The 22,276-nt window shown below is 58.9% G+C and carries 18 protein-coding genes and 3 pseudogenes; 13 read left to right on the plus strand and 8 right to left on the minus strand.

Translation table 11 applies throughout. The annotated features are described in order from the left end of the window. The first annotated feature begins 57 nt into the window (after positions 1 to 57). The 10 genes and pseudogenes from ACFVTM_RS03730 to ACFVTM_RS03775 all read left to right on the plus strand — a co-directional run bounded on the left by ACFVTM_RS03730 (position 58) and on the right by ACFVTM_RS03775 (position 9,321). The gene (locus ACFVTM_RS03730) at positions 58 to 285 is read left to right on the plus strand and encodes a hypothetical protein (protein ID WP_390202015.1); all 228 of its coding nucleotides are present in this window, start codon (positions 58 to 60) and stop codon (positions 283 to 285) included. Positions 286 to 444: 159 nt separating this feature from the next. Continuing rightward, positions 445 to 1,221: a type 1 glutamine amidotransferase domain-containing protein gene (locus tag ACFVTM_RS03735; protein WP_390202016.1), complete on the plus strand. Its 777-nt coding sequence runs from the start codon at positions 445 to 447 to the stop codon at positions 1,219 to 1,221. A gap of 442 nt (positions 1,222 to 1,663) precedes the next feature. Continuing rightward, positions 1,664 to 1,768: pseudogene (locus tag ACFVTM_RS03740) on the plus strand (IS5/IS1182 family transposase); the annotation flags it as partial. A 312-nt stretch (positions 1,769 to 2,080) separates the two neighbouring features. Next, positions 2,081 to 2,221 carry a hypothetical protein gene (locus ACFVTM_RS03745; RefSeq protein WP_390202017.1) on the plus strand — a complete coding sequence of 47 codons (141 nt, stop codon included), beginning with the start codon at positions 2,081 to 2,083 and terminating at the stop codon, positions 2,219 to 2,221. A 272-nt stretch (positions 2,222 to 2,493) separates the two neighbouring features. Next, positions 2,494 to 2,652: pseudogene (locus tag ACFVTM_RS03750) on the plus strand (ATP-binding protein); the annotation flags it as partial. A gap of 134 nt (positions 2,653 to 2,786) precedes the next feature. Continuing rightward, entirely contained in the window at positions 2,787 to 3,707 is a 921-nt protein-coding gene (locus ACFVTM_RS03755) for a sensor histidine kinase (protein ID WP_390202018.1), read from the plus strand. 343 nt (positions 3,708 to 4,050) lie between these two features. Then, positions 4,051 to 5,028 carry a membrane protein insertase YidC gene (gene yidC / locus ACFVTM_RS03760; RefSeq protein WP_390202019.1) on the plus strand — a complete coding sequence of 326 codons (978 nt, stop codon included), beginning with the start codon at positions 4,051 to 4,053 and terminating at the stop codon, positions 5,026 to 5,028. 399 nt (positions 5,029 to 5,427) lie between these two features. Continuing rightward, the gene (locus ACFVTM_RS03765; RefSeq protein ID WP_390202020.1) at positions 5,428 to 6,261 is read left to right on the plus strand and encodes a hypothetical protein; all 834 of its coding nucleotides are present in this window, start codon (positions 5,428 to 5,430) and stop codon (positions 6,259 to 6,261) included. Between the two features lie 1,224 nt (positions 6,262 to 7,485). Next, positions 7,486 to 7,920 (plus strand): annotated as a pseudogene (locus ACFVTM_RS03770) (ABC transporter ATP-binding protein); the annotation flags it as partial. 111 nt (positions 7,921 to 8,031) lie between these two features. Continuing rightward, a complete protein-coding gene (locus ACFVTM_RS03775) occupies positions 8,032 to 9,321 on the plus strand; it encodes an ABC transporter permease (protein WP_390202109.1) in 1,290 nt (429 codons plus the stop codon). Positions 9,322 to 9,395: 74 nt separating this feature from the next. Here ACFVTM_RS03775 and ACFVTM_RS03780 read toward each other — a convergent pair whose 3' ends face one another. The 5 genes from ACFVTM_RS03780 to ACFVTM_RS03800 all read right to left on the minus strand — a co-directional run bounded on the left by ACFVTM_RS03780 (position 9,396) and on the right by ACFVTM_RS03800 (position 15,013). Continuing rightward, positions 9,396 to 9,761 carry a peptidase inhibitor family I36 protein gene (locus tag ACFVTM_RS03780; protein ID WP_390202110.1) on the minus strand — a complete coding sequence of 122 codons (366 nt, stop codon included), beginning with the start codon at positions 9,759 to 9,761 and terminating at the stop codon, positions 9,396 to 9,398. A gap of 531 nt (positions 9,762 to 10,292) precedes the next feature. Then, positions 10,293 to 10,478, minus strand: a complete 186-nt coding sequence (locus ACFVTM_RS03785) for an ATP-binding protein (RefSeq protein WP_390202021.1) — start codon at positions 10,476 to 10,478, stop codon at positions 10,293 to 10,295. An 81-nt stretch (positions 10,479 to 10,559) separates the two neighbouring features. After that, the gene (locus tag ACFVTM_RS03790; RefSeq protein WP_390202111.1) at positions 10,560 to 10,853 is read right to left on the minus strand and encodes a hypothetical protein; all 294 of its coding nucleotides are present in this window, start codon (positions 10,851 to 10,853) and stop codon (positions 10,560 to 10,562) included. A gap of 76 nt (positions 10,854 to 10,929) precedes the next feature. Further along, on the minus strand, positions 10,930 to 13,734 hold the full coding sequence (locus ACFVTM_RS03795; RefSeq protein ID WP_390202022.1) for a DUF4365 domain-containing protein: 2,805 nt from the start codon (positions 13,732 to 13,734) through the stop codon (positions 10,930 to 10,932). Between the two features lie 388 nt (positions 13,735 to 14,122). Continuing rightward, positions 14,123 to 15,013, minus strand: coding sequence for an asparagine synthase-related protein (locus ACFVTM_RS03800; RefSeq protein WP_390202112.1), 891 nt, complete (start codon positions 15,011 to 15,013; stop codon positions 14,123 to 14,125). A 1,572-nt stretch (positions 15,014 to 16,585) separates the two neighbouring features. Here ACFVTM_RS03800 and ACFVTM_RS03805 point away from each other — a divergent pair. The 3 genes from ACFVTM_RS03805 to ACFVTM_RS03815 all read left to right on the plus strand — a co-directional run bounded on the left by ACFVTM_RS03805 (position 16,586) and on the right by ACFVTM_RS03815 (position 19,775). After that, complete coding sequence (locus ACFVTM_RS03805; protein ID WP_390202113.1) at positions 16,586 to 17,770, plus strand: ATP-binding protein; 1,185 nt, start codon at positions 16,586 to 16,588, stop codon at positions 17,768 to 17,770. A 221-nt stretch (positions 17,771 to 17,991) separates the two neighbouring features. Next, entirely contained in the window at positions 17,992 to 18,237 is a 246-nt protein-coding gene (locus ACFVTM_RS03810) for a hypothetical protein (RefSeq protein ID WP_390202023.1), read from the plus strand. Positions 18,238 to 18,266: 29 nt separating this feature from the next. Then, entirely contained in the window at positions 18,267 to 19,775 is a 1,509-nt protein-coding gene (locus ACFVTM_RS03815) for a deoxyguanosinetriphosphate triphosphohydrolase family protein (protein WP_390202024.1), read from the plus strand. Here ACFVTM_RS03815 and ACFVTM_RS03820 read toward each other — a convergent pair. The 3 genes from ACFVTM_RS03820 to ACFVTM_RS03830 all read right to left on the minus strand — a co-directional run bounded on the left by ACFVTM_RS03820 (position 19,715) and on the right by ACFVTM_RS03830 (position 21,552). Next, on the minus strand, positions 19,715 to 20,251 hold the full coding sequence (locus tag ACFVTM_RS03820) for a transposase family protein (protein WP_390202025.1): 537 nt from the start codon (positions 20,249 to 20,251) through the stop codon (positions 19,715 to 19,717). The two genes, ACFVTM_RS03815 and ACFVTM_RS03820, sit on opposite strands and share 61 nt — an antisense overlap. Positions 20,252 to 20,409: 158 nt before the next feature. Continuing rightward, positions 20,410 to 21,204: a transposase gene (locus ACFVTM_RS03825; RefSeq protein ID WP_390202026.1), complete on the minus strand. Its 795-nt coding sequence runs from the start codon at positions 21,202 to 21,204 to the stop codon at positions 20,410 to 20,412. Positions 21,205 to 21,390: 186 nt separating this feature from the next. Then, on the minus strand, positions 21,391 to 21,552 hold the full coding sequence (locus tag ACFVTM_RS03830; RefSeq protein ID WP_390202027.1) for a hypothetical protein: 162 nt from the start codon (positions 21,550 to 21,552) through the stop codon (positions 21,391 to 21,393). Positions 21,553 to 22,276: the final 724 nt, after the last annotated feature.

The following is a 22,276-nucleotide window of genomic DNA, read 5'->3' on the forward strand; positions in this document are numbered from 1 at the left end:
GAGTTGAACCATGGAAGCATGTACTTAGTCGATCCCAGAGCCTATGCGCATCGTTTGATGCATCCTGGCACTTGGTTCCCGAAGTCGATCCGCCGGCACTTGATCACCCGGGACCAGCAGCCCACCCACTCCCGCCTCGACTATCTCGAGGCCGGCATGACGGGAACCCTCAGCACGGCCTATTCGCGGCGCCGGGCCAAGGAACTGGAGCAGGCCTTCCGGAACGGCGACGTTTCCTATGAAGAGGCCTGCCTGGAGATGGAGAGCCTCGACGGCGAGCCCTGAGCGGCTGGCGCACCCTACAACCTCTACAACGTCATCTGGCGCGCCCAGAACTGGGTCCTGGAGAACTGCGACGACTGGCCGTCTCGGAGCGTCCTATTCGCGTAGAAGGGCCAGAATTGGGCTGGGCGTAGGGTGGAACGTAGACGAAAGGAGCACTTCATGAAGAAGATTCTCATGGTTCTGACCAGCGTTTCCGAGATCGGCGATACGGGCGAGAAGACCGGCTACAACGTGGCCGAAGCCGCACATCCTTGGAAGGTCTTCAAGGATTCCGGGCATTTCGTCGACTTCGCGTCCATCCAGGGCGGCCAGCCCCCGCGCGACGACGTGGACTCAAAGGATCCCATCCAGGTGGCCTTCACGGAGGACGAGACCACGCGCGCCGGCCTCTACAACACGGCCCGGGTCGACGTAGTTGATCCCGATCAGTACGACGCCGTCTTCCTGGTGGGAGGCCACGGCACCATGTGGGACTTCCCGGACAGCGAAGGCTTGCAGAATCTGGTTGCCAGCATCTACAACGCCGGCGGGCTGGTGGGCGCGGTCTGCCATGGACCGGCCGGCCTGCTGAACGTGGAATTGAAGAACGGGTTCCGCCTCGTCGAGGGCCGAAAGGTTGCCGCCTTCACCAACGACGAGGAGGTTGCCGCAGGGAAGGACAAGGTCATCCCGTTCTTCTTGGCCGACCGACTTGAGGAACAGGGCGCCACCCACGTCTCCGCTGATGTCTTTAAGGAGAAGGTCGTGGTTGACGGCCGGCTGGTGACCGGCCAGAACCCGGCCTCGGCCGCCGGCGTGGCCAAGGAAATGGAGAAGCTCTTCGCAGAGGTCATCCACCAGGAAAAAGCCGAGGAACAGCACGAGACGGAGGCTCTGCGCGCCGAGAAGGACGCCGAGAAAAACGCCAAGAAGGCTGCTGAAGAAGCCGAGCACTAATGCCCGCAGCTTCGTTGCCGCTGCGTTGCCAATGAGCCCGGGCCGGGCCGTGCCGGGCAAAGCAAAGGCCCCTGCTTCCCTTATAAACAAAGGAAAGCAGGGGCCTTGCTACTTGGCGGGGGTATTACGAATTAGCTGAAGTCCTTACGGTGCAAGGGAAGTTTGAGCAGCCTAACCTCTCTTGGCACAGGCTAAGCACCAGATTTAGCACAGCTCTTGGCGAGCGTTTGCCGGTCTCGCATGCCGACTCGACGGCTATCCCGGGGCATCGGCGCGCGCCGGGCGTTCGTCGCGGGCGAACCGGTCCCTGCTGCGTCGCCAGGCATCAAAGCGGTGATTCCCGAACCCTCCGACCAGATCCGGCACAGGAAGCGCAGCGGCTCTCGCGGCGGGCGTCCTGTGGGCTGCGATTCCGAGACCTATTCCGAGACCTAGTAATGGCCGCAATGCTGTCGAACTGTCCTTCAGCCTCTTCAAGCAATGGCGGGCCATCGCCACCCGTTACGACAAACTCGCGCTGACCTTCCGTGCCGGCGTCGTCCTCTAAGCCGTCGTCTTTTGGCTACGCCAATAAGGAGACACACCCTAGTTGTGGTTCCTTGCCTGCCCGATGGTGAGAGTCAGGGGGCACAGCGACTGATCCGCTGCAGTGACTAAGCACCGGAAAACAATCCACTCAGCAAGATGGCGCCCCCAGCAATTACCATACAATGCCACCATCTCGGTAGGGTGACGGGGACGTTGTCACCGGGGGGGGGGGCGGTCGTCTTCCGCAGCAGCGAACGACTCACGGGACTACTGTCTTCGGGTCTTTCCAACGACTTTTCCTGGATCCGGGTCCGATCGGCGGATCGTGGGCGTGGAAGCTGACCTGGAAAAGGTGACCGTGAGCGCCGACGGACGGTCCACGGTGGTGAAGGAACAGGACCTGTCGATCCATGACGAGCTCACGGGCGTCGCCATCTCCGACGATGCCCGTGAGGTCGCCGGGGCCGGCTAGCGAACGGGGCAGTATAGGACATCGATTACTACGCCCGCGCGCTGCGCGCCCCGCGGATCGCGGACGGCTGGCGGTTCCTCGGGGACCGGGGCACGGGGCCAGGCTGGTCGGACGAGGTATAGTTTCGCCGCTGTCCTCTCCCGCGAGATCGCCGAACTCGAAGCCCCCGGGGCCGCTCTGCGGATCAGGGCAGCGAGGTTCCCCGGACACAAGCTGCTGGACGAGTTCAACTTCGACCACCAGCCTGCCGCGGACCGGAACCTCGTCGCGCTTTGGGCACCGGTGCCTTTCTGGAGGAAGCCAAGAACGTGGTCCTGCTCGGCCCACCCGGCACCGGCAAAACCCACCTGGCTGTCGGGATCGGGATCGGGATCGGGATCCGGGTCGCGGGCGCCGGGCACCGCGTCCTGTTCGACACCGCGACCGGGTGGGTATCGACGTTGGCGGCGGTACTCGCACGTTTATGTCCAGATGATCCGCCCAGAAGGATGGAAAAATTTGGCTTCTGGTATGAGATCAAACGGAAACCTGCTTTAGTCGGCAGAGCCGTGTATATGGTTGAAAAATGGAAACTGCCTTGGGGAAGCTTGGAGAATGGTCTGCACCTCTGGCCGGTACATCCTTCGGCCTGTATTGGTTTCATCCATATTTTGGATTCCTTGGGAGCGTACGCATTGGCATGTGGCCCATTCCGGCCATCGCACTACTCACTTTGGCGATCGCAACCGCAGGGCGCTGGCCCCGCATATCCCTGGCGTTTGTGGCAGTCCTACTCAGTCTCCAGCTACTGAAGGTAATCTCGCCGATGACTTCAGTAATGTGGCAGGTCCACATAGGGTCGTTCATAGCGCTGGCTTTCATCCTCTGGAAGGGCAAATACCGGGTCCATATCTTGGCTATTGGGATGAACCTCCTGTTCGCCGGAGCCATGGCATTCCTCACTGCGTCCCGGCAGTATGGTTCAGGAGGATCGTGGTTCAGAGTCTCGGACCTGCCTAACGAAGCAATGGTTAGCTTCTGGTGGCATTGCCTGTCGGTTCTCATAGTGATAGCGACGGGCTTTGGATTGGTCGGTCTTTCACTTCGCTTATTTGAAGAACGCAGGGGCCTCTTCCAAGCTGCTGAAGAGGCCCAGGCGAGCCTTCAACGAGCCGAAATTGAACTTGTCGTGGAACAGGAGCGGAGGCGCATCTCGCGGGACTTTCACGACGTGCTCGCGCACTCGCTGGCCGTGATCGCAGCTCAGGCCGATGGTGCACGTTATCTGCATCCAAATCAGCCGGAATCCGTCAATACGTCCCTGAAGGATATTTCGACGACAGCCCGAACCGCGTTGGTAGATCTTCAGCGCGTTATCGACAGTGACTCCCGCGCAACTTCGGAAGATGTCCAGCCCAATCTTGCAGAAATTCCAACACTGGTCCGCCGAACGTGCGACGCGGGCATGGACGTGCATCTAGGAGACCGGTTGAGCCACCGAACTTAGCAGCGGACCAACAAGTGACCGTCCAACCGGATCATCCAGGAACGCCTGACCAACGCCCTGAGGCTCGCCTACCGACAGTTCCCTGGGCTCCGGCGAACCGTGCTAAACACCGCCACACCTCCTTGATAGCCCTACGTCCTTGGGTTAGCCGTCCTCCACGGCTAGGATCGCCCCAGGCGCTGGACACGCTGGCGTCGCCGTTGGTGGGTGAGGTGATGCAACTACTTTTCAGAGGGCAAAGTGATCGGTCGCACAAGACGACACAAGGCTTTGCTCGCATAAGCTTGTCGCCCTCAGCCTGATGGAGAAGGCCGTTCTGCGGCCTGACGAATAGGGATATCGTATGGACTTCTTTGGAACAATCATGGCCCCATTCAAATGGCTGGTCTCAGCCATCATGGTGGGCTTCCATGACGGACTCAGCGCCATTGGCATGCCGGCGGCCAATGGCTGGACGTGGACGCTGTCCATCATCGGGCTCGTGCTGGTCATCCGTGCCGCCCTGATTCCCGTGTTCGTCAAGCAGATCAAGGCCCAGCGCGGCATGCAGCTGCTGCAGCCTGACCTGAAGAAGCTGCAGGACAAGTACAAAGGCAAGACTGACCAGCTGTCCCGCCAGGCCATGGCGCAGGAACAGATGGCGCTGTACAAGAAGCACGGCACCAACCCGTTCTCTGCCTGCCTGCCCATGCTGATCCAGATGCCGTTCTTCTTCGCGCTCTTCCAGGTGCTCTCGGGCATCAGCACGGCCAAATCTGCCGGCCAAGGCATCGGCGCCATGAGCGCCGAGCAGGTCAAGCAGTTTGACGAGTCGACCATTTTCGGTGCCCCGCTGTCGGCGTCGCTGCTGCACGGCGGCGCCAGCGGCAATGAGGCGGCAGTTTGGATCCTTTCCATCGTGATGATCCTGGCCATGACGGCCTCGCAGTTCATCACGCAGAAGCAGATCATGGCCAAGAACATGTCCGAAGAGGCGCTGGCCAGCCCGTTCATGCGCCAGCAGAAGATGATGCTCTACATCCTGCCGATCGTGTTCGGGGTGGGTGGCATCAACTTCCCCATCGGCGTCCTGATCTACTGGACCACCACCAACCTCTGGACCATGGGACAGCAGTTCTTCGTGATCCGCCGGATGCCTACGCCGGGTTCCCCCGCCGCGAAGGCTCTTGCCGAGCGCCGGGCAGCCAGGGGCCTGCCCGCAATGCCCCTCTTGGGTGCAAAGAAGGCCGAAGCCGAAGCAGCCGAGGCTTCCGCCGCGACTGCCGTGGAAGCCAAGACCCAGCGGGCCCAGCCGCAACGTAAGAACAGGAAGCGGAAGTAACCTCTATTGGTCTCCTCGCGCCGGACACTATTGATTAGGCCTGACTTGAAGATCAGTCTTCTCCGGTGAGCGAAAGACTTCCGCTGCACGGGCCCGGCTTGGACAATTGAGTCCCGCAGCATCGATTTGGGCCTCCGCACGGCGGAGCAATCACGCCCGCGCTACTGCCTATCGGATAGGGTCGCGATCTCCGGGGCTCCTAGTAAAGGGTCTGTCATACAGGCGTGGCGAAAAGACAAGACCCGACGGTCCGATCATTGCGACCGAGGTTTCAAAGATATGGTGCCCGCTATTTCTGACGAAATACATCATCCAGACCTATCCTTCATGAAAAGAATGTAAAGTACCAGATACAGTACCGACTGCGACCACTTGTGGCGTGAACCTTGGGGGTAGGGAATGAAAATTAAGCTCCGCGCAACCGTGCTTCTAGGTCTAGCAATGACACTTTCCGTTTCAAGCTGCTCGTCGGGGCTTAGCTCCGACGAATTAAAGTCAATGAAATCCAGCTTGGACTACAAAACTATGACCATAGTTCTCCCGTTAGATAAGTACACCTTGTCTCCCCGTGAGGCGTTACTGATAGACCAGGCGAACGCGATAGTCTTCGACGGATGCCTTCAAAGGTTTGGATTTTCGGACCCCAACGCTGGCAGGGATTGGGCAACCAGACCTGTTCAAGCAGACAGAACATTCGGCCTATGGTCAATGGACTACGCCGAGAAGTTCGGATACGGAATTATTCCCGATCCGGCAGGTGACGCCATCAACAAACAGTTTGAGGAATCGATCCCTGCCAGGAACGAAGCCTGGTCAAAGTGTCTTACTGAGGTACAGTTCATGCCGACGTACAGGTCCAGATCGACTCCACTCGGCGCGTCTCGAACCGTTGTGGAAGAGGGATATAGACAGGCCTACGACGCTACGGAAAAGGACAGCGGAACGAAAGCCGTTATTAAGGACTGGCAGGCGTGTATGAAGGCTAGCGGACTCGAGATCAATGAGGAAGCCGGATTTCTACCTGTCTATCCGCCGGACGACATTGCTGCGCAGATGCCCATTGCCGTCATCGATGTCAAGTGCAAAGAAAAACTTCTGTTCCGTCAAAAAATCGGTGACATTGAAGCGCAGTACCAAGCCTCCTATATAGGTAACCACGAGGCAGAGCTTCTGGCCCACCGGAATAAAGCAAACGAAGCGCTCGAGAAGGCACGGAAGATCGTAAATGGGTGAGACTGACATTTCAGAGCGAAACGCGAACTCCCGCGACCTATCACCGCGAGAAACAGTGCGAGTCCGTGCCGTAAGCCGACCTGGCCGGGCTATTGTCTTTCTGACCGTAAACATCGCAGTGGCCGGGGCCGCCTTCGCATGTGCACAGCTCGTCCAGCAGCCTGAGGGAAAACTCGCGGCAACAGCGCGTGAAGTCATCCCCATCTTCGCCGCTGTCGAAGAAAGGCAAGTAACCGATGGCTTGGTAGCGAAAGCTTCCGTAAGGCAAGGACCTACTGTTTCAATTGACGGGACAAAAGTCGGCGGGGAATCAAGTCCTGTTGTCACTAGGACTTTCCTGCAGCCAGGTGACGTGTTAGAAAATGGCAGCCTTGTCGCTACCGTAGCAGACCGACCTCTGTTTTTTTTGGCGTTGGAAATTCCGTTGTATCGCGACCTACATTTGAAAGACAAGGGGTCCGATGTCTTGAGTCTTCAACGAGCACTAGGGACCATGGAAACCGGGGTCTTCGACAGTCGAACGCTCTGGGCTTGGCGACGACTCTACGCTGGCCAAGATCTTGCTCCCCCGGGTGGTTTGGGAGAGGGCACATTTGTATCGATGAAGGAAGTGCAAAGACTGCCTGCCGCAGGCTATCCAAGGAAGATTCTCACAGTGGCACCACCAGGCTCTCTTCTTTCTGAGAGTCTTCCTCTAGTCACAGTTCTATTGGGACCGCCTCAGGTCGAATTCCGGGCTTCACCCCGCGAGGTTTCGAAGATTCCTCAAGGCACGGAACTAATCATATCCAATGGATCCGGGGAAACGAGCCCGGGAAAAGTGACCGAGGTCGGTCCCTTTGAGGCGGCTACTACAGGAGAAAAACCACAAAAGGCCGGCCATTTGATACGAGTTGCCCTCACAACGCCACCGACACAAGGGTTCGAAGAAGGAATGGGGGTTTCCGTTTCGACACATGGGACTTCGAAACCTAAGCGGGCGCTACCTTCCCTTGCTGTACGGGATGATGCCGGAAAAAAATTCGTTTTGGTCAAATCTTCCAAAGGCGAGGTTCAACGAATGGAGATCACGGTTTCCGAAAGCGCATCCGGATGGACCACTGTTGACAGTGGGGATCTGTCCGTCGGAGATCAAGTGCAGGTGTCGCCGTGAACACTGATCCAACTCTCAGGCTGAGACGCGTCCGCCGCGACTTCGGGACTTCGGCCGCAACCACTCAGGCAGTGTCCGATGTCAACCTGGATGTATATCCAGGCGAGATGGTCGCAATAATGGGTCCGTCCGGTTCCGGCAAGTCGACTTTGCTAAACATACTGGGGCTGCTCGACGCGGCTTCAGCCGGCAGCTATGCCATCGACGGAAGACAAGTTGCGGATCTCCGTGAAAGTGAAAAGAACGCTCTGCGTTCCGCCACATTCGGTTTCGTCTTTCAATCGGCTCACATGCTGCCCTACGAAACCTGCGTGCAAAACGTAGCACTGGGGTTATCGATTACAGGAGTGCCAAAACGGTACAGGAGTGCTCGCGTCGCGGCAGCTCTTCGAGAAGTGGGCTTGTTGCATCGTCACGCAAGTTTAGCCCGAACTCTTTCGGGTGGGGAGAGGCAGCGATTAGCAATCGCTAGGGCACTCGCTACGGACCCGAAAGTCATCCTGGCGGATGAACCTACCGGCAACTTAGATTCCAGAAACACGCGAGAGGTCCTCTCCCTCCTTGCGCAGCTTCGTCTCCGTGGGAAGACTATAGTTCTCATTACACACGATGAGGATGTGGCAAAAATCGCGGACCGCACGGTCATGTTGGTCGACGGAATTATGCATCTGGACCGGATCCAGAGACGCGCCGACACCAAATTCTCGGCCTTTGTCCCTGCGGCGAAAGCCCCCAAGTCCCACTGGGCGCGTCCCTTGGAAAAGTTTGCCGAAGCTTTGTCAGCCCTTACTTCAAGACCACTGAGAAGTTTGATGCTTGTCTGCGCATTCTTATTAGGCGCAGGCGGACTAGTGTCTGCGACCGGAATAGCGGCTTCAGCCTCCGTTCAGGTGAGCAGCAGACTCGCCGAAGGTGCTCTGAACAGACTCACACTGTTTGTTCCCCCCGAAGCTACCGTGAGCGAGAGATCGAAGCTGCTGCATAGAATCGACGCCATTCCCCACGTTATCGGGGCCGCGGAAAAAATTCCGGTAGCACGGACGCTCGCGGACGTCTCTCTACCGGTCGAACTCGATGACGTCGATTCACCCTCATTCAAGGGTCAGGTACTAGGTGTAAGTTCCGACTATCCCCTCCTTTATCAAGCGGAGGCCGTCCCAGTAGGTTCCGTTACGGCCTTAGACAGTCCCATTGACAGTCCTGTAGCCGTTATTGGGTCGGAAGCGGCCTCTCAGTTGGGCTACTCGCCCTATCGCTTGGGCTATCAGATTTGGATTCAGGGGCGGCTACACACCGTCGTCGGTGTTATCAGGGATGGAGGCGAGGACGACACGCTAGCCTCTTCAATTCTCATTCCTCTTTCGAGCGCTCCTAGCTCCGACAACCAGATCAGTATTAGAACGGAAATGGGGTATCCGTCAGCAGTGGCTGACGCACTGCCGCTGGCTATCAATCCTGCCAGCCCTGGAGATGTGGAAGTTTCAACCGTCGCTGATCTGCGCAACCTGAGCGTCGGTGTCGCAAATGATCTCGGGACCTTGGTGGGCCTGACTTCGGCCGTGCTCCTTCTCATGGCCATGCTCAGTTCTGCAACAGCCATGTTTCTTTCCGTGCAATCCAGAGCCCAGGAGATCGCCCTGAAACGAGCTATCGGCTCCAGCAAGGCAGGAATTTACACCAGCTTTATGATTGAAGGCGCCCTGATAGGGCTTGCTGGAGGTATTGCCGGTGTGGCCGCAGGCCTGGCCAGCGTAGTCGCAGTGGCCCAAGGACAAAGTTGGACCGCATCACTACCACCAGCTTCAATCGCAGTGGGTATCTTGGCCGGATTAGGCGGAGGGATCTTGGCGGCCGTTGTTCCGGCTTTCGCAGCTGCGCGCATCGAACCTGCTCAAGCGATACGCTAAAAGAAGTTTTCCGTTTTATTCATCGAGACCTGCGGGCAAGGACGAAGTATCCTCACCCGCAGCTTGTTTATTCTCTAATATAGGTAATGGCTGCTGAAGACGTCGTTATACGGCCACACGTAAAGCGAGACGTCCTGGCCGGGGTCTAGCGTCCAGGATGAGCCCCAATAACCACTCTCTGAGTACCAGACGGCGGTCGCCGACCTTCGGTTTGCAATTGACGACGTCCCGTCATTGTAAGGGTAGACATAAGAATACCTGGAATAGGTGTTGAACCACGCCCAACTGCCGGTATAGTTGGCGTCTTGCCAGTTACACACATTGTTGGCCGGGCAGTTGCTAAGGGCCGCGTGGGCCGGCGCGGCCCCCGCAATGCCCCCAATGGTAACCATTACTCCTACCCCAAGGGTCGCCGCCGTCTTCCTAACCGCACCTATCATCTCTATTTCCCCAATCAAGAATTACAACATTTGCGGGTGCTCGAACCCTCGCAGAATACTTGTAATATTCTGTCTTTTCAAGATGGTTGGGCGGAATTAGTGTGCGGTGCAGGATGAAGTCACCAGATGTCTCTATAACTGCGTCGGTTGAGCACCTGTAACGGTTTGTGAATGCATAGCCGTATCGTCTAGCGGCCCTTCCGTCGCCGGAACTTGAAGATTCCTGCAGCTCCTGATGCGGCCAGCAGGACTGAACTGCCCACGAGAATACAGAGCGCTACATTGATGCTCGCGGCGCCGGGCCCAGGAGTGTAGCCAAAACGCCGGCCACCGAATTGCACCATTTCCGCAATGGACGTGGTCAGCCCGATGGCGGCGATCAGAGCCACTAGAATCCAAGCGAAGGTGCCTGCTCTGATCCTGTTCGGTTTAGATTCCGGTTCTGGTTTATGGGCTTGCTTCATTTTTTCTGGCCTTCCGGGGCGTTAGTGTTGCTCCCTAGGATGGTTGAATTCCCTTCGTTCCACAACCTTAGGGCTGTGATCGACCGAGCGTGTCTAACGCCACCAGAATAGGGCCGGTTCTGCCGGTTGAGTACAGGGTCCAGAGCCGTTGCCCTATTGTGCCTGAAGCCGGCGTCCTGTCTTGTTCCCGGAGCCGGTAGCTGCTTCCGGTGAGGTTCAAAACCTTGGCATGGTGGACGATCCGGTCGATCATCGCCGAGGCCACGGTCGCGTCGCTGGAGACGTCTCCCCACCTGCTTAAGGCCGGGTGCTGGTAAGCACCGAGGAGCCGTTTTTATAGCAGGATGAGACGAGCTGGAAGAACAGGTTTGTCGTCGTAGGTGGTGGTGGCGATGATCCCATTGCCGTACTTGGTCGCGACCGTGTTGCCGTCGGCGTCCGGGGTGAACGTCGTGGCCTTGCCGGGCCAGTCCACAATCGAGGCGAGCCTGCCGGCTTTGTCATAGGTGCGCGGTATGGCCTGTCCGTTGGGGTATCCGAGGCCCGTCAGGTGACCGGCCAAATCGTAGGAATAGGTGGTGGCTTGTGCGTTGCCGTAGATAAGGGCGGAAAGAAGCCACCGCGGAATTCAGCCGAGAATGGCCGAACCGCAGATAGCTGAGTACGTCTAGAGGTTCCGGCAATGACATGCACTGCCGGGATCTTCAGCGTCGGGCGTTACTGCGGGCTGCGGAGCGGACGCGTGCGGAGGGGTGGCGCGCTGCGGTCTTCAGGAGTTCAGAGATGGTGGGTGAGGTGGAATTTCGGGGGAGCCGTGATGCAATTGCGGACGCGCTGCGTTTTCCGCCCGACTGCAGGTGCCACCGGAGCAACGTGAGCGCGGGAGCGGATGCGTGGCCGGCGACTGCTACAGCTGCGAGTCCGGCAAGTGCCGGGTTGCGCACCGTCTCGTTCGCGTCGCCCGCGAGTACGAGTAGCAGGTCGGCGTCTGATGGACCCCCAAACCGTTCAATGACTCGAGCACCGGCAGACCTATGTAATGCGTCTCCACCAAGAAGCTCGCGAACCAACTTCTTGCGCGTAAGGTCGTCCGTCAGCGCAGCGAATGCTTCAGCTGCGAGACTGCGGGCGTCATCGTGCTCCAGGTCACCGATCAGCACCTTACCTTCTCTGAGAGGCGCCAAGCGCTCAAGAAGTCGCTTTTTGACAGTACTGGAGAGGCCGGATCCGTGAACGGCGAGAACTTCTAGAGTGCCGAGGCAATCTTCCGGTGCCAGGTTCGGGTCGGACAGGAGTGACTCGACGGCGTCCCATCGTGCGGTGGACGGGTGCCAAACGTTCAACATGGTCAAAGCGCGCCCGGCGTCGAGCCCACCCGAGGTGCGGAAGCCTATTGCTGCGTTCCGAATGTCAGTGTGAACTACGTCGGACAACCGTTCAACAAGAGCAGCCACAGCGTCAGTCGAAAGAGTTCGGACGTCGTCGACCGCTTCCAGGATGATCAACTCGCCGGCACGGGCTCGGCGGTGCAGTTCCTCACGGCTCTCCTTTGCCGCGCGGACAGCAACACGTAAGTACGCCTCCCTCAGGTACGGTGCGTCTCCTCTGCGTTCCGCTGCACGGCGCCGCTCATCGTCGGTCCAAACAGTCTCCGGTATCGCCCGGATAAGCCTTGCGAAGGTTTCAGCAGTCGGTCCGTCGGAGACGGCCGGTTGGTTCAGAAAATACTCAATCACACGATGAACGGATGCGTCGCTCATCGACCAAAGCATTGACCTCAGGAGATAGATAATCTTGTACGTGACTGCGAATGTGGGTCGAGTCCGTACCAGGTATTCCTCAGGATTGGACAGGGTCGCCAGCGCCCAGGTGCACACCTCATCCGCGAAGTCCTCCTCGAGCGTGTCGCCGGCTGCCGTCAGGAGTTCCAAGTCTGCCAGCGCCGACGTTCGTGTAGACCGAGATAAGTCGACCCTGCCGGCGGCAAGGCGGGCGGCAACTGGTGGGCCTGCCAACGCCACATGGTGCGTAGCGCTGCTTACGCCTCTACTATCGCCGGACAATCGCAGGAGCGTCAGTTGGTCCGATACGGCTTGGGGGCTGCTAGTGGGATCGTTGGCGATGAGAAGCATTTCTGCGAGGGAACCCGTAGCTCCGCGCCAGCCTTCGTGGTCGCCGGCAAGGGACGCCAGTAATGCAGCTGACATGAGTCGTCTGTGGGCAGTCCCGGATCCTTGCGTGCGCGGTTGTCCGGTTTCGGTCCATGCACGGAACTCTTCGGACAGGTGGTTCGCTAGCCCGTAGGACATGAGCTGGGCTCTCCACCAGGAAACTGGGTTATCGCTTCCCTGAATGATGTTTGCAATATCGCCTTTCAACCATCCAGCCGCTCTGAATGAGGTTGAAGCGCAGGCACCCGATATGGCTGTGCCCGTGAGGTCATGTGGTGCTTCACGGTGAATGCGCTGGGCTCTCATGGCGAGGTCGAAAGCTTCTTCGTGTCGTCCTGTCTCCAAGAGAGCCCTCGCCCGGTGTGTTTCTAACCATGCGTGATCCACGGGGGAGTAGTCGTCGTGTTGTAGGGCATCATTCAGTATCTGGAGCGCTGCGTCCGGGTCGTTTTCCTCGAAGTGGACGGTGCAGGCCAAGATGACGGAGGCAGCTCGTTCCGAAGGACTCGGCGCGTTCTGAGTTAGCCGCGTCATGGCCGTGGTTTCGCCGTTATAGAGCCGCAAATGAAGCGCAGCGGTCGCACGCCAGCACCAGTCCTCCGACTCACCTGCCTCGTCGAGCGACAAGCCCTGCCATTGGTCGTCGAAGCCTGGGATGAGTCGGTCGTTGTTTTTCGGCGCGAGCGTTCGTTCAAGTTCGGTGCGGAGCAGCACTTGCATGGCGAGGGCTTCAAGGCCGGTGATGGAACGTGGACCCAAATTGGGGTGTGGCGCGATGAGGCGGGGAGTGATTAGGGCGTACCGGATTTCATCGCCAGACGACAGGTTTACAGCGCCAGTCCAAGCTGTGCCTTCCCAGCTGCTGGTTTCGAGTTGCGTCAATGCCACTTCGGACAGCGCTTGATTGTGGTCGACGTCAACGGTCTGCGAGGCGGGTACGAAGATCTTGGCGCCCTTGCCGGTGGATACAACACGTTCCGGCGTAACGTGGACCCAGAACGACTTTTCCTTGTTCTGGTCCCGCAGGATCAACAAGTGGGGCAGCGCATGGCGCAGCCAGTAGTCGAAGTGGTTTCTGTTGTCCTCAGCAAACCACCAACCACTGATGTCACCTTGTGCGTCCCGCTTGGGAGCGGTGAAGTGCGAAGGACCGGTCTTGACCTGGACGCCCATCACGACTCCAAGTTCGAATCGGCGGGCGTCTCTCGGCCTTAAATAGAGGTCTGTGCCGGTATCGTGTCGGCTGTCAATGAGGCCGCCCCATCCTAGGCGCTCAAATTGGGCTAGGACCTCCGATTCTCCGGAAGTGCCCGTGGCTTCATTTCGCGGAGCGCGCATCTATGCCGTTTCCTTGTCGGGTACAACCTCTAGCCGTTTGGGTTGGGTTGGTCTGTGTCTAGAGTGGGTTCGGGGTGTAGGAATCTCCCTAACGCGTGCTGGTTCGGTTGCCGCCACGTTCCCTTCCTTTCTGCCAGCCGGGGAGCGTCTCATCCAGCAGGGCACTGTCGCCGGGGGTCACCTGCCCACGGTTGAGGATTATGCGCTGCCATTGCCACCGGCTACAACAAACTCGCGCTGACCTACCGTGCCGGCGTCGTGCTCTACGCCGTCGTCATCTGGCTACGCGAATAAGTAGACACGCCCTAGGCGTAGCCCGGCCTAGGATGCGTCGTTGCGAGTCGCGATCCGCGCAAGCGAAATTCCACTTGCTATCTATATGCTTTGATCAGTAGACCGAGCGGAGCGATAACTCTAGCGTCAGCGCTCGAAACCCTTGATTGAGTATCTCCAGATCCTCATACGCAAGGTTCGGGCGAACGATTCGGTCCCACTCCGTTATTCGGAAGATCCCGAGACTCACGGTCGCCGGTTCCTCCCAAGTAGACAATAGGGGCTGGACCCGGGCCAACTCGGCGCGCAGGGAGGACTCGAAATTCTCTGGTGACGGCCGCTCTAACAAGGACTTGTCGACCCCCCACCTTTGCATCGAATTCCGCTGGATGAGTCGAGACTCTTTCCATGTGTCGGGAAGCCGTTCCGAAAATTCGACCATCTCACGCGAACAGTATGGGTTGCTCGGCCATACACCTCGTGACATGAACATCGGGGCACGAGCGATTGCTGCTAGCAGCGCTGTTTCCGGCACTGCCGCCTTCGGGGGTCTCGGGGGCGCGTGTGCCTCATCTGAAGCCTCGGATAAATGAACATTCTTACGAACACGCGGCAGAAATGCCTCATCACCTCCGATACCGGTGAGCACAACGCCGGAGTCTCCGAGATCCGCGGTATCCAGTCCAGTTTCAACTAGTTGACGGTAGATCTCTTCATAGGGGTTAACCCACCGACTTCCCGTCAACCAATGGTCCAAGAAGTGACTGCCCTGGACCGCAATTGTGGTATCGGTGGAACCCGCGAGCCGGACCACAGCATCTCTGCGCGCTGACTGCCACTTTCCAGCGTCACCCGGAAACATGAGCCCGTAGCTTCTCATCCCGATGTACCGAGCCCGCGCTGCGGCCAAAGCCACGTTAGACGAATCGAAGCCGCCGCTCAGTTCCAGACAGATCGTGGCGTTGTCGCGGAATTGACTGGCGAGGACGGCGCTGAAAAGGCTCATGTACGCACCGCATACGTCAGCCTCCGGAAATACGTCACGGGGTTCCAGCGATAGCGCGTCCTCCGGCAGATACTGTTTGACCCCAGCGGGAGTCGCCCGAATGGATGATCGTTCGGAGAGCAGGTGGATACTCCGAAAGATTGTTGCACTTTCGTACCGTTGCCTACCGGCAACGTATGCCCTTGCACGTCCGGCGTCGACGGGCCCTGAGAGCCCAGCGCTGACCAAATCATCCAGCCTCCAACTGAATGAAACGCCCTCACCGGTGCACGCAACATATATGGGTACGACCGCAAGCGGGCCGGTCTCCAGCGTCACGGCACGGTTGTTTTCCACAACAATGCTGATGTACTCCGTGAACTCCGCCCGGACTTTGGCGACATGCGCTGCGAATTCTCCGCTGCCGGCTGACGCTGGGAGCCAGGTTCGTCGGTACACGAGAAGCTTTAAAACACATCCGGCCCTATCTGTAATTACAGTTAGGGCCGGATGATCGAAATATTCAATCCAGCTTCCGGAACTTGCCGAAGTGGCCGCATCACTTCCGGCAGTTAGGTCAACTGACGCCGAGTCGAAGCGGATAGATCCGCGGATCACTAATCGTTCTCGTCTTTTTGGCCCTGGTCTTGACTGCCATTGGGTTTCCGCTGATATCCTGTTCTGTCCAATTGCAGTGACCGCTGATCAGTTCCAGAAAAGATTGACATCCAAAGTTGAGGCTTCGACTGTGCCATCCGCGCTCCTTATAATTGAGGTACCGCTTATCTTTGCAGATGCTGCGGGCCGTCACAAGGAATTCCACGAAATCTGACAAAGGCGGCTTGGAAGACCAGATGCAGTCGGATGGGCGCGTGCGCGCAGCAGGGAAATATTCTTGGGCGATCCCTGATGACACGGGCACGAAAAGTTCCGTCTTCACCTTTGCCCGCCGTCTGGAATCCGGGATGCGGAACCCGACTCAGGCCAGGAACTGGCGTCCGGTCGTCGCGCCGTGGGAGGACCCACCTCGGAAAGCCCTATCAGGTGGGATGGCCTGTTCTGTAACCATTCGGCCCGCTGACTGCGTTGGCGACAGTTTCCTAGCGTCCGGTAGACCAGCTCGCCGACCGCTGAATCCAGGCCGGGGGACGGGGAGTGCGGTGCGTCGGAATCAAAGAAATTGAAGTACATCGCCGAGTCATACCGGTGCACCGCGGAGCGCATTGCCGCCGGCGAGCTGAAGGACGAAAGGGCGACGGACGTGGAGTTGTGTGTCGCGAAGATAAAGCCGAAAACAGCCTTGAACCCCCTCATGGGTAAACATTCTCAGCTGGGTCCCATCGATCCCCAGCTGGTTCCTCCTTTTGAATGCGCGGGCGCCTGGCTAGTCCATTCACCGGCTGCGACATTTCTGATTCCTCCCCTTCTGGCGCGAGGCTACGTACGTGACGCCGGGCTCGTTGCGCAGTCGACGCCCCGTTTGCCACGGGTTTAGTCCGCAGACTAAATTTAGCTCTGGAACTAAACTCTTATGAAAGAGGAGCCATGCAAGCCCTAACGTTCGCCAACCCGTACCGTCCGGGAGCGGGACACATGCCCCCGCACCTGGCTGGCCGCGAGAGTGAATACGCCGACTTTCAGCGCCTCCTCCAACAGGAAACGATCTTGGACAACCTGATTTTGACCGGGCTTAGGGGCGTTGGGAAGACCGTACTCATGGAGACTTTCCGGCCCCGAGCCATTGCGTCAGGGTGGGTGTGGGTCGGCACTGATCTTTCAGAATCTGCCAGCGTTACCGAGGCAACGATGGCTACCAGGCTCATTACGGACCTTGCGGTTGCAACATCGTCTGTCTCTGTCGAGCAGGGCGTAGACGTTCCCACGGGATTTAGCGTCAAGACACCCTCGACAGTCCAGGTACCGGTGACCTATCAGATACTGATGAAGCTCTACGAGAGCACGCCCGGCCTGCCTCTCGACAAACTCAAGGCTGTTCTGCGCTTCGCCCATGAATGTCTGGCCTCTATCGGGACCCCCAAGGTCGTTTTTGCTTACGATGAAGCGCAAAACCTCGCTGATAACTCGGCGAAGAGTGAGTACCCGCTTTCAGTGCTGTTGGACGCTTTCCAGTCGGTACAGCGGGAGGGGATACCTTTCCTGCTCCTGCTGACGGGGCTGCCCACTCTCTTTCCAAAGTTGGTCGAATCCAGAACTTACTCAGAGCGGATGTTTCGTGTCCTAACTCTTGGACGGCTCAGCAAGGCTGAAAGCAAGGAGGCCATACTGAAGCCTCTGGATGTGGCTGACTGTCCCATTCTGTTTGACGATGCGTCCGTGCAAACGTTGATCCGGGAATCCGGGGGATACCCCTACTTTATTCAGTTCATGTGCAGGGAAGTATTTGACGTCATTATCCAATATGCGGCACGCGGTGAGATGCATCCCGTTCCGGTGGACGCCATCCAGCGGAAATTGGACGCGGATTTCTTCGCGGGTCGGTGGGCGAAAGTAACGGACCGGCAGCGCCAACTCCTCTTTGCGGCCACGTCGCTCAACCGCGGTGACGATGAGTTCACAATCCAGGAACTTGTCGAAGCATCCAAAACGGTCCTTAACAAGAGCTTTACTCCCAGCCATGTCAACCAGATTCTGAGTAGCCTCAGTGATCAGGGACTGATCTACAAGAACCGCTTCGGCAAGTACTCCTTTGCTGTGCCGTTGCTGAGCGAGTTCATCAAACGAACCACAGAGGGAGCGGCTGCCCAAGGCCTTTTCTGATGTGCAGCTTTGCGCGCTGTGGGCCTGGATGCGGTCGACGGACTGAAAATATAGTTCTCCGGATTCGCCGCCGCATGGGTATCCGCGAAACGCCGGAGCGGTCACAACGATGGCCCTGAAGATGACTATGATTGCTAAATAGTGTTCATCACACGGTGCGCAGATGGCTGTGCCGTCACCACGGGACAGCCATCCTGGCCGCCGGCGTATTGAGGAGTGCAATGACCGAAAGGTTGGAAGACCTGGCCGCTGATGAGCAGGTTAAGCGCATGAAGTTGATGTCAGATACAATTTCGGCTCTGCTCGCGCAGCAGGGCGGAACGATGAGCTTGAAAGAGTCGCGCGAGAAGGCGGCTGAACGGCTTGAAACCACCGTTGACGAAGTGGACTACGGCGTCGTCTATGGTGAGGCCACGCACAGGTTCAGCATGACCAGCAGCGCAGGCTTCCTCACGGCCATCGCCTAGGCCATATTTTCACGATGATTGGGGACCCTTTGGGTGAAGCACTGACGAATTTGCCCGATGGGTCTTTGGTCGTGGAGGACCAGACTGCCGCCCGCTACCAGCGACGGATGAAGGGTAGCCCGGGCGAGCATGACCAGCGAACTGAGACCGAAAAAGACCGAGGCCGAATAAGCTATTCCGGATTTCTTCGCCGTCTTTCAGGCGTTACTCAGGTAGTGTCGCCGGATCTGGGGACACCTCGGCTTCATTCACGCGAATCACATTCGCAGAAGGTTGCCTTGGTATCGCGCGAAATTGCCGAGCAGCTAACGCGCCGTGCCCAGACTGACGCAGATTCTGCCAAGGTCATCCAAGCCTTCGGCGGTTTGGACGTTTCCGCCACGGAAGCAGCTGGGCTGGCGCACGACCTCGGGCACCCACCTTTCGGACACGTTGGTGAGGTTGTTCTTAACGAGCTTCTGAGGAACCGGGGGGTTACGGATGGCTTCGAAGGTAATGCCCAGTCCTTTCGCATTGTTACGCGGCTCGACTCCCGCCGCCTCGACGCCTTGGTAAATGGGCTGAACCTGACAGCGGTAACGTTGGCTGCAATCTTGAAGTATCCGTACACGTGTCCCGAAGCTCGTTTGCTTGGGGGCAGCGAAGCGGAAATGGCGACACCGGTTCCGCCCAAGTTTGGTGCCTACGAGTCGGACCGGCAGGCATATGAATGGGCCATGGAGCACACCGCTTCCGAGACCAAAGGCGACCGGCAGTCGTTGGAAGCCTCGATCATGGATTTGGCGGACGACATCACATACGCCATTCACGACTTGGAAGATTTTCATCAAGAAGATGCCATCGACTTTAATTCCGTGCGGACGCATCTGAAGGAGGCTAAGGACGAGCTAGGCAGGAAACTGCTGGAGGAAATTGCCCCCGCACACCGCAACCCCTTTGTTCAAGCCGCCCTAAAGCTGAACCGGGACTACCCCGACTACTTCACGAAAGACCGCTACGTCGACAAGCTCGCTCTGACTGACGAAATATTGGACACCGGCGGGTTTATGGGCCGATACGATGGCAGCCGGCTGCAGGCCAGCAGAATACAGACGAAGATGGGCGTGACGATTGAGACGTTCTTCAATGCACTCCGCGTTAGCGCAGTTCCACAGTGGGAAGGCGGGCCCAGCGTCTATTTGGAGACGCATGCATGGCACTTGATGCAATGCCTTAAGACCATCACCCGCCGGTACGTCGTGGACACACCAAAGATCGGTCTCATTCAACGAGCTCAACGCAAGGTACTCACGGAGTTATTCCAGGGCCTGTGCGAATGGGTAGAGTCAGAGCCGCAGTACGCCGAGTTGCCGCAGCCGTTGGCGGACTACTTGAGAAACGCGTCGCCGGGCGCCGGGCGGCGTGTGCCTTCGGAGCTGACCCCTGACCATTTCCGAGCGATCGCAGACTATATCTGCAGTCTGTCTGATCAGGAATGTTATGCGCGGTCGAGTTGGATCAGGGGCGTGGAAGTCCCAGGGTTGGCTCTCGCACGCTGATCCCAAGAGCGGAGCTTCGTCGGATTGGGCCAGCCTTGAAAGGCGACCGATGCTGCCCCAGATTCGGCAAGCCTCCCCACAAAAAGATGGGCTGCAGGGCAGTATTCAGGCACTAGCACGGTGCGCTGACGACCGAGATGGCACCGGAAATGGCTCGCTTCTCGGCTCTTGGGGTCGCCGCAGTTCTTGCCGAAGCCGGGGAACTGGTTGGCCCGCCCCACGACGCCCTTGCTCTCCGGGTCGTAGGGTTTGACCTGCACGATCCGGGTGACCAGGACCCCGGCGAGGGCCGCGACTCCGGCGGCGCAGCTGTTCCGCCGGCCGGTGCCGGTTTCGTTGTCCCAGATCAGCCGGCGTGGAACAGGGCCAAGAGATCCGATCAGCTCCCACAATCCGGCCAGCAGGTCCCCGGTCATCCGGGACGGGATCATCCGGGCCATGATGAACCGAGAATGCGCGCAGACCATCACCAGCATCGGCGACACCCTGGCTTTGCCGGCACTGACGGGTATCCGCACCCCGGAAACCACAGGTCACACTGCGCCTGATCCCCGGGGGTCGTAATTCGGCGGGTCGGTTCGATGACGCCATTTATTGCCTCGGTGGGCCAGTTGGAGGCACCCATGGTGTCGAACTAGGCCAGGATGGCTGCCTTCCATTGTTTGAGTGTCCGACCGAGGCGGGCGACTGCCGGGATGGGGCACGTCGGGAACGACGCAATCACCTCGGTCACGAGTGCCCTCCCGCGTTCCGGGCGGGCGTGGTAGATGTTGAGGAGCTTCTGGTAACACTGCCATGCCAGCGTGACTTCGTGGTCCGGGTCCCCGGGGATAAGTTTCATATCCAGCCGTGCAGACTGTTTCTCGCTGAGGTTTTCGGCGCCGATCTGCAGGGTCCGCTGGATCCCATAGAGCGGATCTCTCTTGCGGCCCCGGTGCCCGAGAGTGTCCTGCTGGACGCGGCGGCGGACCTCGTCGACCATGGCTGAGCCAAGCTTCACGACATGGAAAGCCTCCTGGACGGTGGCTTCAGGCAGTTCGTCTCGGATGGCGTTGGCGTAGCCGCGGAACGGGTCCAGCGCCGCGGTCTTGATGCAGGTGGTGAACCGGTGCTTGAGCCAGTCGGCGTAGGCCTTCCCGGACCCTACCGGGACGAGGTCCAGCAGCCGGGCATGAACGGTGCCGTCCGCGTCGCGGGTGTGGTCCACGATCCCGGTGACCATGCCGGAGCCGGCCGGCCCGGTGTGGGCCCTGACATGTTCGTCGACGCCGAGCGCATTCACCCCTTCGAAGCGGTCCGGCGCTGCGATCCGCCGGGATGCTTCTACCCGTACCGCGTGCCAGACGGTGTGCCAGGAAACGCGGTGCTGATGGGCCAGGGCCGAAACGGAGGTATCGAAATGCTGCAGCGCGTCGGTCGCCCAATTCACGGCGCGGGCGGTGAGTTGCGGGCGGTGAGTTTCGCTCGTGCGGTCCTGCCAGCGGGTGATCCTCGGTGAACGTCGTCTGGGGGCAGTCCGGTTCCGGGCAGCGCCGGACGCGTTTGGCCCAGAGCGGCCGCACGGGCTGGCCGAAACACGGGATGTCGTGCAGCCGGACCTGCCGGCGTCTGTGCCCTACGGCCACGCCGCAGCACTCGTGGCAGCCGGTGATGTCTCCCCGGTTTCGGTGTGCAGGACCAGGCTGGCCGCGGTTGCCGCGACGGAGCTGAAGTGGATGCCCTCGACACCGAGCAGCGCATCCGCGCGCGTGCACGAGCGGCCATCGGAACAAGACATAGAGTTAGTCATGTCAGGGGCTCTCTTGGATATTGGTTGCTTGATCGCTACCAATTCAAAGGGGCCCTGACCTCCTTCCCGCCACACCACGCCGCCCCGAAAACGTTCAACGCCCTCGGCGGCAGTCTCAGACCGCCCTAACCACGCTCATATGCGAAGTGCCCGTTTGGAACGGGTGGCTCAGTTTTCAACCGTCACAATGGCTCACTTTTCGGCCGTCACCGACATATCTATACGGCTTTCGTCGATTATCGATTCCAGCCGAAATTCTCTGGTGGTCTGTACGGGAAACTTCCAAGGGCTGGTCGCTACCCATTCGGAGTCAGGTGCGTGCCGCAACCACCTGTCCATGATGAACCCCATCACGCCACGGCCGTTCTGCGAGGCCCGGCCTAACAAGCAGATAAGGGCGGTGGCGGCCGCGATGATGCGAATGCGCGAGATGGCTCAGACCGGTATCCCGTCAGAGTCCTTTTGGTCCGGCCTTCTGACTGCGACTGGCCGGTTTCGGCGCCGTCAGTTACAAGGTCGGCTGGCGGGCCAGTGGGGCCGTTGTCGGCCCCGGGGGCGACCATCAGACACGCCTCAGAGGTGTCCTTATTATTCGCGGTGTAGTACTTCACCCCAACTTTTTGAAGCAGGCAGACAGGCTTTCTCGGTATTTACGTCCATTCCCCGGCACTTTGTCCTCCGCGGTTGCCTGGCGGTCCAACGCTTTGAGACC

Source organism: Arthrobacter sp. NPDC058130 (genome assembly GCF_042884475.1).
Classification (GTDB): Bacteria; Actinomycetota; Actinomycetes; order Actinomycetales; family Micrococcaceae; genus Arthrobacter.